The organism is Streptomyces sp. NBC_00102 (genome assembly GCF_026343115.1).
In the GTDB taxonomy this organism is placed as follows: domain Bacteria; phylum Actinomycetota; class Actinomycetes; order Streptomycetales; family Streptomycetaceae; genus Streptomyces.
Genome location: NZ_JAPEMC010000001.1, coordinates 1454137 through 1470734, shown reverse-complemented (window position 1 = coordinate 1470734; position 16598 = coordinate 1454137). Strand labels below are relative to the sequence as shown.

The following is a 16598-nucleotide window of genomic DNA, read 5'->3' as shown; positions in this document are numbered from 1 at the left end:
CGACGGAGGGTGACTCCGACGGCTCGCGAGCTATCGGAATATATCGGGTGCCTGTGCGAGTCCCGATTCCCTTCACGGACAATGGGCCCGTGCGCTACTGCATCCTCGGTACGACCCAGGTACTTCGCGACGACGGCACGGCCGTCGCCCTCGGCGGGGCACGGCTGCGCGCCCTGCTCACCGTGCTCGCCCTGAGCCCCGGCCGAGCGGTCCCGGTGACGGTGCTCGTGGACGAGGTCTGGGACGGTGACCCGCCCGCCGACGCGCCGGGCGCGGTCCAGGCGCTCGTGGGGCGGCTGCGCCGGGCGCTCGGCCGGGACGCCATCGCCTCCGACGAGAACGGTTACCGTCTCGCCGCCGAACCCGACGCCGTGGACCTGCACCGGTTCGAACGGCTGACGGGCGAGGGGAGCCGGGCCTTGGAGTCCGGTGACGGCGTGAAGGCGCTCGAAGCCCTCGACACGGCGCTCGCGCTCTGGCGCGGCCCCGCCCTCGCCGATCTGCCCGACCGCACCGCCGTCGCCGCCCGCTGGGAGGCCCGGCGGCTCGCGGCCCGCCGCGCCCGGGGCGGCGCCCACCTCGCGCTCGGCCGCGCCGAGGAGGCGCTGCCCGAACTGGTCGCGCTCTGCGCCGACCACCCGCTCGACGAACCGCTCCAGGCGCTCCGCATCCGGGCCCTGCACCACGCGGGCCGCACCGCCCAGGCCCTCGCCGCGTACGAGGAGGTGCGCACCCTGCTCGCCGCCCGGCTCGGCACCGACCCGGGCGCCGAACTGCGCGCGCTGCACACCGAGTTGCTGCGCCACGACAGTGCCCCGCCGGCCCGCCCCGTGGCGGGCGCCGCCCGCCCGGGACATGCCGGTGACCGCCCCGCCATCCAGGCCCGCCCGCTCGGCCCCGACGTCCGGACGCCCGCGAGCGGCGTCCCGGACGTCCGTACCCCCGCCGCCCCGGCGGCCTTGCCGCCGTTGCGTACGCCGTCCGGCAACCTCAGGGCCCGGCTCACCAGTTTCGTCGGCCGCGAGGCGGACATCGCCGCACTGCGCGAGGACCTCGACCGGTCCCGGCTGGTGACGCTCCTCGGCCCCGGCGGCGCGGGCAAGACCCGGCTCTCGCAGGAGGCGGCCGAGACCGTCGCCGGCAACTGGCCGGACGGCGTGTGGATGGCCGAACTCGCCCCCGTGGACGACCCCGAGGCCGTGCCCGAAGCGGTGCTCTCCGCGCTCGACGCCCGGGAGACCGTGCTGCGCGGCGCCGGGGCCGAGGAGATGCGCGTCGCTGAAGGAGGCACCGCGAGCCCCCTCGTACGCCTCACCGAGCACTGCGCGCGCCGCCGGATGCTCCTGCTGCTCGACAACTGCGAGCACGTCGTCGGCGCCGCCGCCGCGCTCGCCGACCACCTCCTCGCCCGCTGCCCCGACGTCACCGTCCTCGCGACGAGCCGCGAACCCCTGGGCGTACCGGGCGAGTTCGTCCGCCCGGTCGAACCGCTGCCGGACCCCACGGCGCTCCGCCTCTTCGAGGAGCGCGGCCGCGCCGCCCGGCCCGGCTTCCGGAGCGACGCGGACCCGGCGACCGCCGCGGCCGGCGCCGAGATCTGCCGCCGCCTCGACGGACTGCCCCTCGCCATCGAACTCGCTGCCGCACGGCTGCGGATGCTCACCCCCCGGCAGATCGCCGACCGGCTCGACGACCGCTTCCGGCTGCTCTCCAGCGGGAGCCGCACCCTGCTGCCGCGCCAGCAGACCCTGCGCGCCGTCGTCGACTGGTCCTGGGACCTGCTCGACACCGCCGAACGCGCCGTACTGCGCCGGATGTCGGTCTTCGCCGGCGGCTGCTCCCTCTCCGCCGCCGAGGACGTCTGCTCGCTGCGCGCGGGCGACACCGGCCGTGCCGGTGACACCGGCAGTGCGGGGCGTGCGGAAGAGGTCGACTTCCGCGACGTCGCCGTCCTCCTCGGTTCACTCGTCGACAAGTCCCTCGTCGTCGCCGAGGAGTCGGGCGACGGCGAGATGCGCTACCGGCTGCTGGAGACCGTGGGGGAGTACGCCTCCGAGCGCCTGGACGAGGCGGGCGAGCGCGCCGCCGTCGACCGGTGCCACCTCGTGTACTACCGCGAGCTGGCGCGTACCGCCGGTCCCCGGCTGCGCGGCGCCGGACAGCGGGCCGCCCTGGAGCTGTTCCGGCGCGAGTACGAGAACCTGCGCACCGCCTTCCGGCACGCGGCGGCGCTGGAGGACGAGCAGGAGTGCCTCTGCATCATCCTGTCCATGGGCTCGTACTGGATGCTGCGCGATCTGCGCGACGAGGCCCGTCAGTGGGCCGACACGGCGGCGGCGCTGGGCCCCGACCCGTTCGCCCCGCCGGGTTCGCCGGCGCCCCCGCTGCACGAGCGGTGTACGGACAGTCCGCCGCCCATGGAGCCCGACCAGCTCATGGAGGCGCGGCGCGGGGTGCGGCTCATCCAGATCGCCAACATGGACCACGAGATGGACCTGTGGATGACCGAGGAGAGCATGGAGCGGCTCCGGATCATCGCCCGGACCTACACCCCGGGCCAGCCGCAGACCTGCCGCTCGCCCGGATCGCTCTGGGTCTTCGCCGTCATCCTCACCGGCGAGCGGCACGAGCTGTACGAGGTGATGGACGAGACCGTGCGCACCTGCCGTCAGTACGGCTATGAATGGGAGTTGGGCTCGGCGCTCCAGATGCGGGCCAACCTCCTTGCCAACCAGCCCGATTCGACCCAGGAAGCCCGGGTGGACGCGGACGAGAGCCTGGAGATCTTCACCCGGCTGCAAGACGCCTGGGGTTCCGCCGAGGCACTGGCCTCGCGCGGCGAGGCGAACGAGCAGGCGGGCAAGTACCAGGAGGCCGCCGAGGACTACCTCGCCGCCATGGCGTACGCCGAAGAGCTCGGCGCGCAGTCGCAGGTCGCCGTGTTGCGCACCCGGTACGCGAACATCCTCGCGGAGACCGGGCGGGAGGAGGCGGGGGAGGCCATCCTCCGCGAGGTCATCGACATGGACCGGACGAGCTCCGGCCACGAGGCGACGCCCTTCGCCCGGATGCACCTGGGCATGCTCCTCGGCCGCACCGGGCGGATCGCGGAGGCGCGTGTCCAGATGGAGCTGCTGGCGGCGGAGTTCCACTCGCAGACGCTGGCCATCTTCGAGGGCTTCGTCTTGGGTGTGGTGGCCTGGCTGGACAACGAGGAGGGGCAGTACGGGCGCGCCCTCGGCCGGGCGATCAATGCGGTGGAACGGGCGAACGACCGGCTGGCGCAGATGGTCGCACCCCAGATGACCTCCATCCACCTGGTGACGGCGGCCTGGGCGCTGGCGGGGCTCGGCGGGGAGCGGCGCGGCCGGGACGCCGCCCTGGTGCTCGGCGCGCAGGCCGCCCACCTCTCCCGTAAGCACGTGCCCACCATGGTGGAGCGGCAGAACCTCGCCCGCGCCGAGCGAGCGGCGCGCGCGGCGATCGGGGACGCTGCCTTCGAAGCGGCATACGCGGAGGGCGGCGACCTCTCGCTGGATGAGGTCACCGCCCTGGCGGCCGCGCACAACAGCTGATGCCGCGCGTCCGCCGTACGCCCGGCTCCCGGACGGACGGCGGACGCGGGGCCCCGGCCGTCAGCTCGCCTTGCGGAACTTGGCGACCGCGAGCGGCGCCATCACGACGGTGATGACGCCGGCCCAGGCGAGAGTCACCCAGACCGAGTGGGCGATCGGGCCGCCCATCATCAGGCCGCGCGCCGCGTCGGCGAGGTTCGACAGCGGGTTGTACTCGGTGAACGTCTGGAGCCAGCCCGGCATCGTCTGGGTCGGCGCGAAGATGGAGGATCCGAACTGCAGGGGCATCAGCACCAGCATTCCCGTCGCCTGGACCGCCTGGGCCGTCTTCATGGCCAGCCCGAGCAGGATGAAGATCCACATGATGGCGGCACCGAACACCGCCGAGAGCGCGACCGCTTCGAGCAGACCGAGGAACGAGGTCTGGAGCTCCATGCCGAGCGCGAAGCCCATCACCAGCAGGATGACGGTGGCGACCATCATCCGGCCCAGCTCCACCACGATCTTCGCGATCAGCACCGAGGACCGGGCGATCGGCATCGTGCGGAACCGGTCCATGACGCCCTTGCGGAAGTCGTCGTTGACCCCGGTGCCCACGGCGGAGGCGATGTTCATCCCCATCATGGCCATCAGCCCGGGGATCAGGTAGTTGAGGTACTCCTCACGGCCGCCGCCGAGGGAGCCGCCGACCGAGCCGCCGAAGACGTACGTGAACAGCAGCGTGAAGATGACCGGCATCAGCAGCGCGTCGAACATCGACTCGGGGTCTTTTTTGATCTGGAGCAGGTTGCGCCGGGTCAGCGCCCCGATGTGGCGCAGGTTGGCGCGCAGCCCGATCTTCCCCTCGTCGCTCACGGGCCGGACCGGCGCCTGGTCGGTGGGGGACTTCGTCAGCGTCGTCGTACTCATGCGGCGACCTCCTCGTCGGTCGGAGCGGCGGCGGACGTGGACTTGCCGCCGGTGATGGCGAGGAAGACCTCGTCCAGGCTGGGCAGTGCGGTGGCGACATGGGCGAGCGAGAAACCCCGGGTGCCCAACAGGCCGATGACGGCGGTCAGTTGCCCGTCGGTCAGGATCGGTACGTACAGCAGGCCCTCGTCCGGGACCGCCTGTGCGCCGGCGACCCCGTCGAGGCCGGCCTCGTGGAGGGCGCGCGCCATCGGCTGCAGGTCGGCCGGGTCGGACGGGCGGATCTGGAGGGTCCGGCCGCCGACCTTCGCCTTCAGCTCGTCGACCCCGCCGCGGGCGATGATGCGGCCCTTGTCGATCACCGTCAGCTCGCTCGCGAGCTGCTCGGCCTCTTCCATGTACTGGGTGGTGAGCAGCACGGTCGCCCCTTCGGCGACCATCCGCTGCACCTCGTCCCAGACCTCGTTGCGGGTACGGGGGTCGAGCCCCGTCGTCGGCTCGTCCAAGTAGAGGACGGCCGGGCGGCCGATCATGGAGGCGGCCAGGTCGAGCCTGCGCCGCATGCCGCCGGAGTAGTCCATCGCGGGGCGGCGGGCCGCCTCGGTGAGCGAGAACCGCTCCAGCAGCTCGTCGGAGCGGCTGCGGGCCTCCTTGCGGGAGAGGTCGAGGAGCCGGCCGATCATGTAGAGGTTCTCCCAGCCGGAGAGTTTCTCGTCGACGGAGGCGTACTGGCCGGTCAGGCCGATGGCGCGGCGCAGCTGCCGGGGCTGCCTCACCACGTCGTAGCCGGCGACCGTCGCGTGGCCCGCGTCGGGCACGATGAGCGTGGAGAGGGCGCGCACGAGCGTCGTCTTGCCCGCGCCGTTCGGACCGAGAACACCGAGCACGGTGCCCTCGCGCACGTCGAGGTCGACACCGTCCAGTGCCTTGGTGGTGCCGTAGTGCTTCACCAGCCCCCGTACTTCGATGGCGATTCCGCGCCCGGGGTTCATGTCGTTTCGCGTCATGTCCACCATGGGACCAGAGGCGGCCGACAGTTCGCCGATATATCGCCGACAAGCAGGTGTCGGTCCGCCGACAGGCATGCGTCAGCCCGCCGATGGGGGATGTCGGCGGGCTGACGGTGGTGCCGGAGGTGGCTGTGTGGCCGGCGGTGCGGGTGGGACCCGTACCGCCGGGCGACGGAGTGGGCGGGCGGCGTGCGTGGGCCGGGCCCGCCCGTGCCGTCAGTGGAAGGTGTGCTCGGGGGCCGGGAACGTGCCGCCGACGACCTCGCCCGCGAATTCCTTCGCCGCGTCGCCCATGACCTGGCGCAGGTTCGCGTACTGCTTGGTGAAGCGCGGCACCTTGCCGCCGGTCAGCCCCACCATGTCGGTGTAGACGAGCACCTGGGCACTCGTCCCGGCGCCGGCGCCGATGCCGACGGTGGGGATGTGCAGGGTGCGGGTGACCTCGGCCGCCAGCTCGGCCGGGACCAGCTCCAGGACGACCGCGAACGCCCCCGCGTCCTGCACGGCCTTGGCGTCCCGCAGCAGCTTGTGCGAGGCCTCCTCGCCGCGCCCCTGCACCCGGTAGCCCATGGCGTTGACCGACTGCGGGGTGAGGCCGATGTGGGCCATGACCGGGATGCCGGACTCGACCAGCAGCCGGATCTGCTCGTAGCTGCGCTCGCCGCCCTCCAGCTTCACGGCACCGACCCCGGCCTCCTTGACCAGCCGGGTGGCGTTGCGGAGCGCCTGTACAGGACCCTCCTGGTACGAACCGAAGGGCAGGTCGCCGACGACCAGGGCGCGCTTGGTGCCCCGTACGACGGCGGCCGACAGCATGGTGATCTCGTCCATCGTGACCGGCACGGTGGTCTCGTAGCCGAGGTGACAGTTCCCCATGGAGTCGCCGACGAGCAGGACCGGGATGCCGGCCTCGTCGAAGACGGACGCGGTCATCGCGTCGTAGGCGGTCAGCATGGGCCACTTCTCACCGCGCTCGGACGCGGCGGTGATGTCGTGGACGGTGATGCGACGGGTGCTCTTGCCCCCGTACAGCGTCTTGCCGCTGTCGGAGGGGGAGGGCCCGGCGGGGTGGGCAGACTGATTCTGCGCAGCGTTGAGCGACATGGCCAACGGCTCCTTCGTCATCTCGAGGCGCCCTGACGGCGTCCCCGGATCCCTTCCATGGTGGCATCCCCCGGTGGTGCGCGTGAAGTGGGCCCGCGGCTCGCCTTCCGGGGGATCGTCCGGTGCGCGCGGCCGTGCCGGGGGAGGCGTACCTTGTCCGCGGCGGCAAAGAGTAAAGACTTTACAATACGAGACGGTCTCGTATTGTAATTGGGTTACGCTCTTCCCCATGTCCATACCGTCCGGCGCTCCTGCCGCCGTGTCCCATGTCCCGGAGGCGGTCCACCGCCGCCGTTGGGCCATTCTCGCCGTGCTCATGTTCAGCCTGCTCATCGTGGTGCTGGACAACTCGATCCTGAACGTCGCCGTGAAGACGATCGCCAGTCCCGCGCCGGACGGAATCGGCGCCACCCAGAGCGAGCTGGAGTGGGCGATCAACTCCTACACGCTCGTCTTCGCCGGCCTGCTCTTCACCGCCGGACTCCTCGGTGACCGGCTCGGCCGCAAGCGGGTGCTGCTCTTCGGCATCTCCGTCTTCGTGGTGGGCTCCGCGCTCGCCGCGTTCTCCGACTCGCCGGGCCAGCTCATCTCCTGGCGCGCGGTGATGGGCCTCGGCGCCGCCTTCGTGATGCCGGCCACCCTCGCCATCCTGATGAACGTCTTCGAACCCGACGAGCAGCCCCGTGCCATCGGCATCTGGGCCGGCGGCGTCGGCCTGGGCATCGCCATCGGCCCGATCACCGGCGGGCTCCTGCTGGAGCACTTCTGGTGGGGCTCGATCTTCCTCGTCAACGTACCCGTGGGCCTCGTCGCGCTGGTCGCGATGGTGATCCTCGTACCGGACTCGCGCGACCCGAAGCCCGGCCGGCTCGACCCGGTGGGCGTCGTGCTCTCCATCGTGGGCCTCGTCCTGCTCGTCTTCGGCATCATCCGGGGCGGCGAACTCGCCGACTTCACCGACCTCACGGTCCTCGCCCCGGTCCTCGGCGGCGTGGTCGTCCTGATCGCCTTCGTCCTGTACGAGAAGCGCACCGAGCACCCCGCGCTCGACGTCTCCCACTTCAAGAAGCCGGCGTTCTCCGCCGCCGTCGCCGCCATCGCGCTGGTCTTCTTCGCGCTGATGGGCGTCACCTTCTTCTCCGCCTTCTACCTCCAGAGCGTGCGCGGCTACAGCGCGCTCCAGTCCGGGCTGCTGGTCCTGCCGCTCGCCGCCGCGCAGATGATCTTCTCGCCGCGTGCCCGGATCGTCGTCCAGCGCTTCGGCGTACGGGCGGTCTGCACCGTCGGCCTGATCCTGGTCGCCGCGGGGCTCTCCGCCTTCGCGGTCTTCGACGCCGACACGCCCGTCTGGGTGCTCTGCGTGGTCTTCTTCGTCCAGGGCGCCGGGATGGCGCACATCATGCCGCCGGTCACCGTCGCCATCATGCAGGCGCTGCCCCGCGAGAAGGCGGGCGCCGGCTCCGCCATCAACAACACCTTCCGTCAGGTCGGCGGTGCGCTCGGCATCGCGGTGCTCGGCTCGGTGCTCTCCACCGTCTACCGGGGCGACATCGAGGGGCACCTCTCGGCCGTACCGGCCGGCGCCCGGGACGTCGCGGGTGAGTCGATCGAGGCCACGCTCGGCGTCGCCGCGAAGCTCGGCCCGGCCGGCAAGCCGCTCGCCGCGGCGGCCTCCGACGCCTTCATCAACGCCATGCACGTCGCCGCCCTCGGCTCCGCGGCCATCGCACTGGTCGGCGCCGTGGTCGTGGCGCTCTTCCTGCCCGGCAAGTCAGCCGCCGCACCCCGGCCGCAGGCCCCCGGGCAGCCCGCACCCGTCCCGGCCGAACAGGGCCGCAAGGGCTGATCCCCGTGAACCGGCCCGAGCCCCCGCAGGCGTACGCCCGGGGGCTCGGGCCTTCGCGCGGTCCACGGCGGTGACCGGTGGTGACCTGGCCGCGACCGCGCCGGGGGCCGGCGGGAGGGAAGGGTTCCGTTCGGCGAGAATTGGTGCAGCGGTCGTACGGGCGAGGAGAGGCGGACATCAGGTGCGGCATCAGCAGCACGGGCAGGGCCTGGAGCAGGACCCGGCCCGGGGGCGGGCCGGGGGATCGGCCTGGGAGCCGGAGCACACACGGGGGCACGACCACGACCGGGGTCCGGGCCGCCCCCGCAGCGCCGCCGTCGAACGGGCCATCCTGGACGCCGTCGTCTCCCTCCTGGAGGAGGGCGAACCGCTCGCCGGGCTCTCCATCGAACGCATCGCGCGTACCGCCAAGGTCGGCAAGGCCACCATCTACCGCCGCTGGGACGGCAAGGAGGAACTCTTCCTCGACGTCCTGCGCGACATGGAAGAGCAGGACCCCGTCGTCTCCGGCACCGCCGGGCTCGCCGATCTGCGCGTCCTCATGGAGGCCCAGCGCACCAGAGGACTGGCCCAGCGCTCCTCCGTCCTGCTGCACAACGTGTTCGCGCAGATGAAGAGCCACCCCAGGCTCTGGACCGAGTACCAGAACACCGTCATCGCGCCGCGCCGGGCCGCGATGGCCGCCGCGGTCCAGCGGGCCGTCGACGCCGGCGAACTGCGGGCCGACCTCGACGTGGACCTGATGGACGACCTGTTCATCGGCGCGATGCTCGTACGGACCCTGCACCGCCGCGACGCACCGCTGCCCGAGGACCTGGTCGACCGGGTCATCGCCGCCCTGACGCAGGGCCTGGGGCCGGTATCCGGCGCCTCCGCCGCGTCCGGCGCCTCCGCCGCGTCCGGCGCCTCCGCGGCGCCCGGCCCGTCCGACGCGCCCGGCGCCTCCGGCGGCCGCTGATCCCCGCGCCCCCGCCGCCACCGCGCCCGGTCCGGCCGGCCCGTCCGAGCACGCGCCGGAGGGCACCGGCCGGAAATGAGGGGCCCGTCACACGGGCGGACGGCTCGGCACAAAGCGGAACCCATGCTCCCGTTCCGGTCGTCCTCCTCTCCGTGCCGTCGACGCGGGCGGCGGGAAAAGGGCCTCCGATCCCCTAGGGTCGGGGGCGCGGCGACATGCAGGGCAACGCAGTGAGGAAGCGCGATGGTGCAGGCGTACGGAGCGGAAACCGGCAACGACAACGCGGAGCCGCCGCGCGCCGACTCCCGGCTCCGGACCGGGCTGGCCCGTCTGAAGGCGGACCGGGGGATCTGGCGGCGCGGAATCCTGCTCGCGGTCTGCTCGGTCCTGGTGACCCTGGTGATGGTCTTCCACGCGGAGATCCCGAACCGGCTCGGCAACCTCGGCAGCCTCACCGAGACGTTCCTGCCGTGGATCGGTGTCGCCCTCCCGGTCCTGCTCCTCCTCGGCCTCGTACGGCGTTCCGCGACGGCGCTCGTCGCCCTGCTGCTGCCCCTCGTGGTGTGGCTGAATCTCTTCGGTGGTCTGCTGCTCGACGACAAGTCCGGCCCCGGCGGCGACTTCACCGTCGCCACCCACAACGTGAACGCCGGCAACCCCGATCCCGCCGGGACCGCGGAACAGGTGGCGGGCTCCGGCGCGGACGTGGTGGCGCTCCAGGAACTGCCGAGCGGCCAGGTCGCCGCGTACGAGAAGGCGCTCAAGGCCCCCTACCCGTACCACTCGGTCCAGGGCACCGTCGGCCTCTGGAGCAAGTACCCGCTCAGCAACACCCGCCCCGTGGACATCAAGATGGGCTGGGTCCGTGCCATGCGCTCCACCGTGACCGCCCCCGGCGGCAAGGTCGCCGTGTACGTCGCCCACCTGCCGTCCGTCCGCGTCAAACTGCACGCCGGGTTCACCGCCAACCAGCGCGACAACAGCGCCGACGCCCTCGGCGAGGCCATCTCCGACGAACCGCTGAGCCGGGTCGTCCTCCTCGGCGACCTCAACGGCACCATGAACGACCGCGCCCTGCGGGCCGTCACCTCGCAGATGCGGTCCACCCAGGGCGCCGCCGGAGACGGCTTCGGCTTCAGCTGGCCCGCCGCGTTCCCGATGGCCCGGATCGACCAGATCATGGTGAGGGGCGTGGAGCCGATGTCCTCGTGGACGCTCGCCGCGACCGCCAGCGACCACCTCCCGATCGCCGCCCGCGTCCAGCTCTGACCCGTGTCCGGTGCGCCGTGGGCCGTCTCCGCCCCGTCACGGCCCCGGCCGGCGCATCCTCACCGACGCCAGGACCGAACTTCGCCGAAACGACCCGTTCACCTCCGGGAACGGATCATCTGCCACACTTTGTTCAGGCTGATGACCTGAGCATGCCCGGCAGAGCCGCCGTAGCATCGTGGGTCCGTCTCTTCGACCTCTTCCCACCCTCTCCCCGCCCGGTCCGCGCGCACGTCCGCGCGGCCGACCGCTGCGCCGCGTCCCCGTACGGGCACCACGTCCGCCCCGGACGCAGGCGCGCCCTCCTGCTGAAAGGTTCCTTCCCCATGCCTCTGGCCTTGCTCGCCCTGGCTGTGAGCGCCTTCGGCATAGGCACCACCGAGTTCGTGATGATGGGGCTGCTGCCCAATGTCGCGGACGACCTGGGCACCTCGGTGCCCACCGCCGGTTACCTCGTCTCCGCCTATGCGATCGGTGTCGTGCTCGGCGCCCCGCTGCTCACCGCTCTCGGCTCCCGCATCCCGCGCAAGCGGATGCTCCTGCTGCTGATGTCGCTCTTCATCCTCGGCAACGCGGCCTCGGCCTTCGCCCCCGGCTTCGGCTGGCTCGTCGCGGGCCGCCTGATCGCGGGCCTTCCGCACGGCGCATTCTTCGGCGTGGGCGCGGTCGTCGCCGCCCGACTGGTCCCGGAGGACCGTCAGGCGCGGGCCGTCGCCACCATGTTCCTCGGCCTGACCGTGGCCAACATCGTCGGCGTACCGGCCGCGACCATGCTCGGCCAGCACCTCGGCTGGCGGGCGACGTTCGTCGTGGTGGCCGTGATCGGACTGGTCGCGCTGACCGCCCTGGCCCGGCTGATCCCGCAGATCCCCGTCGCCGAGCACCAGGACGTACGCCACGAACTGCGCGCGCTCCGCAACCGCCAGGTGATCCTGGGTCTGCTCACCGCCGTCTTCGGCTTCGCGGGCGTGTTCGCCGTGTACTCGTACCTCTCGTCCATCACCACCGAGTCGATGGGCTTCGGCGAGTCCTCGGTCACCCTCGTGCTGGCCCTGTTCGGCATCGGCATGACCTTCGGCGCGCTCGCCGCCGGACCGCTCACCGACCGTGCGCTGCGGCCGACGCTCTTCGGCTCGCTGGGCGCGCTCACCGTCGTCCTGCTGCTCTTCCCGCTCACGGTGCACGTGAAATGGCTGGCGCTGGTGATGGTGGTGCTGCTCGGAGCGGTCGGCTTCATGACGACGACCCCGCTCCAGATGCTGGTGATGCGCAAGGCGAAGGACGCTCCCACGCTGGCCTCCGCCTCCAACCACTCGGCGTTCAACCTCGCCAACGCGGGCGGCGCCTGGCTCGGCGGCGCGGCCATCTCGGCGGGCTGGGGCTGGACCTCGCCCGCACCGGTCGGCGCCGCGCTCGCCGTCGTCGGCCTCGGCATCGCGGTCACCGCGACCCTGCTGGACCGCGACCGCACACCCTCGCGGGTCGTCGCGGGACGTACGGGAGAGACCGACGCCGTGGCCGATCGACAGGCCGACCGGCCGACGGTACGGAGCGCGCGGGGGGAGTAGACGGGGTGCCGGGGTGGGGGCGTCGGGACAGCGCCCCCACCCCCGCTACGGGAGCTGCTTCGAGGGAGCCTCGCGCCACTGGTTGGTGACGGGCAGCCGCCGGTCCTTGCCGAACCCCTTCGGCGAGATCTTCGTACCCGGCGGGTACTGCCGCCGCTTGTACTCGGCGGCGTCGACCATCCGCAGCGTCCGCGTCACCAGCTCCTCGTCGAAGCCCGCCGCGACGATCGCGTCCCGGCCCTCGTCCCGGTCGACGTACCGCTCCAGAATCCGGTCCAGCACCTCGTAGTCGGGCAGCGAGTCGGTGTCCACCTGACCCGGCCGCAGTTCCGCGCTGGGCGGCTTGGTGATCGACGCCTCCGGGATCGGCGGGGTCTGCCCGCGCTCCTCGGCGGCCCGGTTGCGCCACCTCGCCAGCCGGAAGACCGACGACTTGTAGACGTCCTTGATCGGTCCGTACGCCCCGACCGAGTCCCCGTAGAGCGTCGAATACCCCACCGCCAGCTCCGACTTGTTGCCGGGGGCGAGCACGATCCGGCCCTCCTGGTTGGAGATCGCCATCAGCGCCGTACCGCGCAGCCGCGCCTGGAGGTTCTCCTCGGCGAGCCCGGTGAGCTCCAGCGACCCCATGTACGCGTCGAACATCGGCCCGATCGGCACGGTGCGGTGGTTCAGCCCCGTACGCCGCGCCAGCTCGGCCGCGTCGCCCCGGGAATGGTCCGAGGAGTACTTCGACGGCATCGAGACGCCGTACACGTGCTCCGCCCCCAGCGCGTCGCAGGCGATCGCCGCGACGAGGGCGGAGTCGATGCCGCCGGAGAGCCCGACCAGCACACTGCTGAAACCGTTCTTCGCGACGTACGCGCGCAAGCCCACGACCAGCGCGGAGTACACCTCCTCGTCGTCGTCGAGCCGCTCGGCGTACCCGCCCGCCAGCTCGGGGGCGTACGGCGGGAGCGGCTCCCCGGAGAGGACGACGTGGTCGATCCGCAGCCCGTCGTTCACCTCCCCGGACGGCGGCTCGGCAGCGGCGGCCGGCAGTTCGAGATCGAGGATCACGCTGCCCTCGGCGAACTGCGGCGCACGGGCGATCACTTCGCCCTCCGCGTCCACCACGATCGAGTCACCGTCGAAGACCAGCTCGTCCTGGCCGCCGATCATCGCCAGGTACGCGGTGGTGCAGCCGGCTTCCCGGGCCCGCCTGCGGACCAGTTCGAGACGGGCGTCGTCCTTGTCCCGCTCGTAGGGGGAGGCGTTGATCGACAGCAGCAGCCCGGCGCCCGCCGCGCGGGCCGCCGGCACCCGGCCGCCGTCCTGCCAGAGGTCCTCGCAGATGGCGAGCGCCACGTCGATGCCGTGCACCCGCACCACCGGCATCGAATCGCCCGGGACGAAGTACCGGAACTCGTCGAACACTCCGTAGTTGGGCAGATGGTGCTTGGCGAAGTTCAGCGCGATCCGCCCCCGGTGCAGCACCGCCGCCGCGTTGCGCGGTGAACCCGCGGGCTGCCCGTACCGGGGCGCGGCGTGCTCGGAGCGGTCGAGGTACCCGACGAGCACCGGGAGTTCGCCAAAGCCCTCCGCGTCGAGCCGCGCGGCGAGCGCGCGCAGCGCCGAACGGGAGGCCTCGACGAAGGACGACCGCAGGGCCAGGTCCTCCACGGGGTAACCGGTCAGCACCATCTCGGGGAACGCGACGAGGTGGGCACCCAGCTCGGCGGCGTGCCGGGTCCAGCGGACGATGGCCTCGGCGTTGCCGGTGAGATCGCCGACGGTCGAGTCGATCTGGTTGAGTGCGAGGCGTAGTTGAGGCACGCCCGCAGTCTAATCGTCTTTCTGACGCGATGTCCTGGGGGTGGCGTGATTCCGGTCTCCCGCACGCCTGTTGACGAGGCGTGGGCGGGGTGCCGGCGCGAAGGGCCGCACGGGGTGCCGGTGCGAACGGCCGCACGGGTCAGCCGCGTGCGTACACCCGGCCGCCGGGTGCGGGGGCTGCCGGATGCCGGTCAGCCGCGTGCGTACACCTGGCCCGCCCAGTCGGCGATCTGCTCCTCGCTCAGGTGCTGGGCCAGATCGGCCTCGCTGATCATGCCGATCAGCTTCCTGTTCTCGACCACTGGGAGCCGCCGGATGCGGTGCGCCTGCATCTCCTCCAGCACCGCGTCCACTCCGGCCCCCGAGTCGATCCAGCGCGGCGTCCCGTGGCAGAGGTCGCCCGCCGTCATCGACGACGGATCGTGGCCGCTCGCCACACAGCCGACCACGATGTCCCGGTCGGTGATGATCCCGACCATCCGGTCCTCGGCGCCCTCCGCCGAGACGGGCAGCGAGCCCACCCCGTGGTCGCGCATCATCTGGGCGGCCCGGTCCAGCGACTCGTGCGCCGGAATCCAGGTGGCGCCGGGATGCATGATGTCCTTCGCCGTGGTCATGGGGTTCCTCCCACGTAGTGATCCGCGCCCGAGCACATCCGATCCGTGCCCGAGCACACCCCGTACGGCCCCGAGTCCACCGTCCATCGTCCTCGGGGACATGCCCCACCGCCGACCGATATCACCCATTCGAGTGAGCACGGAACGTGCGACGGCCGTCACCCGCCCGTGGACGCGGGCTCCACGGGCGGGTGGGGCGCGGGACTCGGGGCCCTACGGGCGGGGGCCCCGCAATCAGCCGCGGGGGCGGGCCCCGCGTGCGGCCAGCAGGTCCGCCATCGCGTCCAGCTCGGCCTGCTGCGCGTCCATCATGCCCTGCGCGAGCCGCCGCTCGGCCGGGACCGCGCACCGCTCCGCGCAGCTCCGGGCCATGGTGATGCCGCCCTTGTGGTGGTCGGTCATCAGCTGGAGGTAGAGCACCTCGGCGTCCCGGCCCCGTGCGGCGCCGAGCCGCTCCAGCTCGGCCCTGGTGGCCATGCCGGTCATCGAGCCGGCGGTGTCGGGGTGGGCCGCGCCGTGGCCCATCCCCTCCATCCCCTCCATCGGCTGATCCGTCGTCGTGCCCTCCCCGGCGTGCATCCACGCCATGGGCCGCCCGGCCGGGGCCACCTTCGGCAGCCCCCACAGATCGAGCCAGCCCAGCAGCATCCCGCGCTGGCCCGACTGGGTGCGGGCGATGTCGTACGCGAGGCGGCGCACGTCCTCGTCGTGCGTGCCGTCACGCACCACGAAGGACATCTCCACCGCCTGCTGGTGGTGGACGGCCATGTCCTGCGCGAACCCGGCGTCCGCCGAGTCCACGGCCGGCAGCCCCTGCCCGGGGCCGGACCCCTGCCCGTAGCCCTGTGCCCGCACCTGCTCCTGGCCGTGTTCCGTACCGCCGGAGCGGGCGGTCACGAGCGCCGCCGTACCGCCTCCGACCAGCGCCGCGAGGACCAGCACGCCGGCCACCGCCCAGCCCTGACGCGTCCGCCGCGCCGCGGGGCCGGTCATCGGGGAGCCGCCAGTCCGCCGGTGCACGGCGCGCCGGGCTCCGGGGTCTGCGGGCCCTGGACGTACGCCGCGAGGAACCTGCCCACCCGCTCGTCGTCCGGACCCTCCACCGTGAGCTGCTTCCCCCAGGCACTGAGCATGATGGCGCCCGACTGGCCGGGATAGGGGCTGAGCAGCGTGTACGACGTCGCCCTGACCCGGGCGGCCAGCTTGCGCACCGCCCCGGCGGACGCGTCGGCGTTGTAGGTGATCCACACCGCGCCGTGTTCCAGGGAGTGCACGGCGTTCACGTCGGCGAGCGGTGTTTTGTATACGTCGCCGTCGCAGTTCATCCAGGTCGGGTTGTGGTCCCCGCCCACCGGAGGCGTCATCGGATAGTGGACCTCATGGGTCACGTGGTTGCGCGTGAGCTTCCTGGCGTCCCAGGACTTCTCGCCCTCGACCGCCGGGCCCGCCGCCGTACCGGCCGCCAGTGCGGGATCGGTCCCGCCGGGCTTGGAGTCCGCCGCGGCGGCGGACGCGAGACCGTCCCGCGACCCCGGGCCGTCCAGCACCTCGGAGCCGCCGAACCCCACCAGACCTGCGACGACGGCCACGCCGACCGCTATGGCCGCGAGCCTGCCGGGCCCCGCCCGGCGGCGCTGGGGGAGCGGGGCCGGGGGTGTCTGGACCTGGTCGGGCTGCGAGGGCATGCTCATGGCGTCGAGTCCTTCGTGGAGGAGCCGGGAGGGAGCGAACGAATCGGAAGAACCCTTGTGCGAGGATCGATCGCGCGTGCGGCCGTGTCCCAGCACATCGGGGCCGCCGATCGTAGTGGCAGGCCGCGTGCTCTCTCTCACACCGTGTGCGTAATCTGGGCGAAATCCCGGGTCGTGATACTGGAGTGACTCCCCTATCCCGGGCGGTGGTGCGCGGACCGTCTGAACTGCAAGGA

Annotated in this window: 12 protein-coding genes; 5 read left to right on the top strand and 7 right to left on the bottom strand. The window is 72.5% G+C overall.

Going from position 1 to position 16598, the window contains the following annotated elements; all coding sequences use genetic code 11:
- Positions 1-89: 89 nt before the first annotated feature.
- Positions 90-3575: a BTAD domain-containing putative transcriptional regulator gene (locus OHA55_RS06495; RefSeq protein ID WP_266703671.1), complete on the top strand. Its 3486-nt coding sequence runs from the start codon at positions 90-92 to the stop codon at positions 3573-3575.
- Between the two features lie 60 nt (positions 3576-3635).
- On the opposite strand, the gene OHA55_RS06490 is transcribed toward OHA55_RS06495, so the two are convergent.
- The 3 genes from OHA55_RS06490 to panB all read right to left on the bottom strand — a co-directional run bounded on the left by OHA55_RS06490 (position 3636) and on the right by panB (position 6598).
- Entirely contained in the window at positions 3636-4484 is an 849-nt protein-coding gene (locus OHA55_RS06490; RefSeq protein ID WP_266703669.1) for an ABC transporter permease, read from the bottom strand.
- Positions 4481-5500, bottom strand: coding sequence for an ATP-binding cassette domain-containing protein (locus OHA55_RS06485; protein WP_266703667.1), 1020 nt, complete (start codon positions 5498-5500; stop codon positions 4481-4483). Before OHA55_RS06485 ends, OHA55_RS06490 begins: the two co-directional genes overlap by 4 nt.
- Positions 5501-5710: 210 nt before the next feature.
- Complete coding sequence (gene panB / locus OHA55_RS06480; RefSeq protein ID WP_266703665.1) at positions 5711-6598, bottom strand: 3-methyl-2-oxobutanoate hydroxymethyltransferase; 888 nt, start codon at positions 6596-6598, stop codon at positions 5711-5713.
- Between the two features lie 229 nt (positions 6599-6827).
- On the opposite strand from panB, the gene OHA55_RS06475 reads away from it, so the two are divergent.
- The 4 genes from OHA55_RS06475 (at position 6828) to OHA55_RS06460 (ending at position 12239) form a co-directional block, all read left to right on the top strand.
- On the top strand, positions 6828-8444 hold the full coding sequence (locus OHA55_RS06475; RefSeq protein ID WP_266703663.1) for an MFS transporter: 1617 nt from the start codon (positions 6828-6830) through the stop codon (positions 8442-8444).
- Positions 8445-8625: 181 nt separating this feature from the next.
- Positions 8626-9402: a TetR/AcrR family transcriptional regulator gene (locus OHA55_RS06470; protein ID WP_266703661.1), complete on the top strand. Its 777-nt coding sequence runs from the start codon at positions 8626-8628 to the stop codon at positions 9400-9402.
- 243 nt (positions 9403-9645) lie between these two features.
- Positions 9646-10671 (top strand): endonuclease/exonuclease/phosphatase family protein, encoded by a 1026-nt coding sequence (locus tag OHA55_RS06465; RefSeq protein WP_266703659.1) that lies wholly within the window; start codon positions 9646-9648, stop codon positions 10669-10671.
- Positions 10672-10997: 326 nt separating this feature from the next.
- Positions 10998-12239, top strand: coding sequence for an MFS transporter (locus tag OHA55_RS06460; protein WP_266703658.1), 1242 nt, complete (start codon positions 10998-11000; stop codon positions 12237-12239).
- Between the two features lie 45 nt (positions 12240-12284).
- On the opposite strand, the gene OHA55_RS06455 is transcribed toward OHA55_RS06460, so the two are convergent.
- From OHA55_RS06455 to OHA55_RS06440, 4 genes are all read right to left on the bottom strand, one after another.
- Entirely contained in the window at positions 12285-14054 is a 1770-nt protein-coding gene (locus OHA55_RS06455; RefSeq protein WP_266703656.1) for an NAD+ synthase, read from the bottom strand.
- 191 nt (positions 14055-14245) lie between these two features.
- The gene (locus OHA55_RS06450) at positions 14246-14671 is read right to left on the bottom strand and encodes a CBS domain-containing protein (RefSeq protein WP_266703654.1); all 426 of its coding nucleotides are present in this window, start codon (positions 14669-14671) and stop codon (positions 14246-14248) included.
- Positions 14672-14905: 234 nt separating this feature from the next.
- A complete protein-coding gene (locus OHA55_RS06445) occupies positions 14906-15664 on the bottom strand; it encodes a DUF305 domain-containing protein (RefSeq protein ID WP_266703652.1) in 759 nt (252 codons plus the stop codon).
- Positions 15661-16362, bottom strand: coding sequence for a DUF3105 domain-containing protein (locus OHA55_RS06440; RefSeq protein WP_266703650.1), 702 nt, complete (start codon positions 16360-16362; stop codon positions 15661-15663). The genes OHA55_RS06445 and OHA55_RS06440 overlap by 4 nt, the downstream gene beginning before the upstream one ends.
- Positions 16363-16598 lie beyond the last annotated feature (236 nt).

What these genes read in the sequence shown, in the direction of transcription:
- OHA55_RS06490 (WP_266703669.1), bottom strand. Translation starts at nt 4,484, where the DNA reads ATGAGTACGACGACGCTGACGAAGTCCCCCACCGACCAGGCGCCGGTC.
- OHA55_RS06485 (WP_266703667.1), bottom strand. Translation starts at nt 5,500, where the DNA reads ATGGTGGACATGACGCGAAACGACATGAACCCCGGGCGCGGAATCGCC.
- panB (WP_266703665.1), bottom strand. Translation starts at nt 6,598, where the DNA reads ATGTCGCTCAACGCTGCGCAGAATCAGTCTGCCCACCCCGCCGGGCCC.
- OHA55_RS06475 (WP_266703663.1), top strand. Translation starts at nt 6,828, where the DNA reads ATGTCCATACCGTCCGGCGCTCCTGCCGCCGTGTCCCATGTCCCGGAG.
- OHA55_RS06465 (WP_266703659.1), top strand. Translation starts at nt 9,646, where the DNA reads ATGGTGCAGGCGTACGGAGCGGAAACCGGCAACGACAACGCGGAGCCG.
- OHA55_RS06460 (WP_266703658.1), top strand. Translation starts at nt 10,998, where the DNA reads ATGCCTCTGGCCTTGCTCGCCCTGGCTGTGAGCGCCTTCGGCATAGGC.
- OHA55_RS06450 (WP_266703654.1), bottom strand. Translation starts at nt 14,671, where the DNA reads ATGACCACGGCGAAGGACATCATGCATCCCGGCGCCACCTGGATTCCG.
- OHA55_RS06445 (WP_266703652.1), bottom strand. Translation starts at nt 15,664, where the DNA reads ATGACCGGCCCCGCGGCGCGGCGGACGCGTCAGGGCTGGGCGGTGGCC.
- OHA55_RS06440 (WP_266703650.1), bottom strand. Translation starts at nt 16,362, where the DNA reads ATGAGCATGCCCTCGCAGCCCGACCAGGTCCAGACACCCCCGGCCCCG.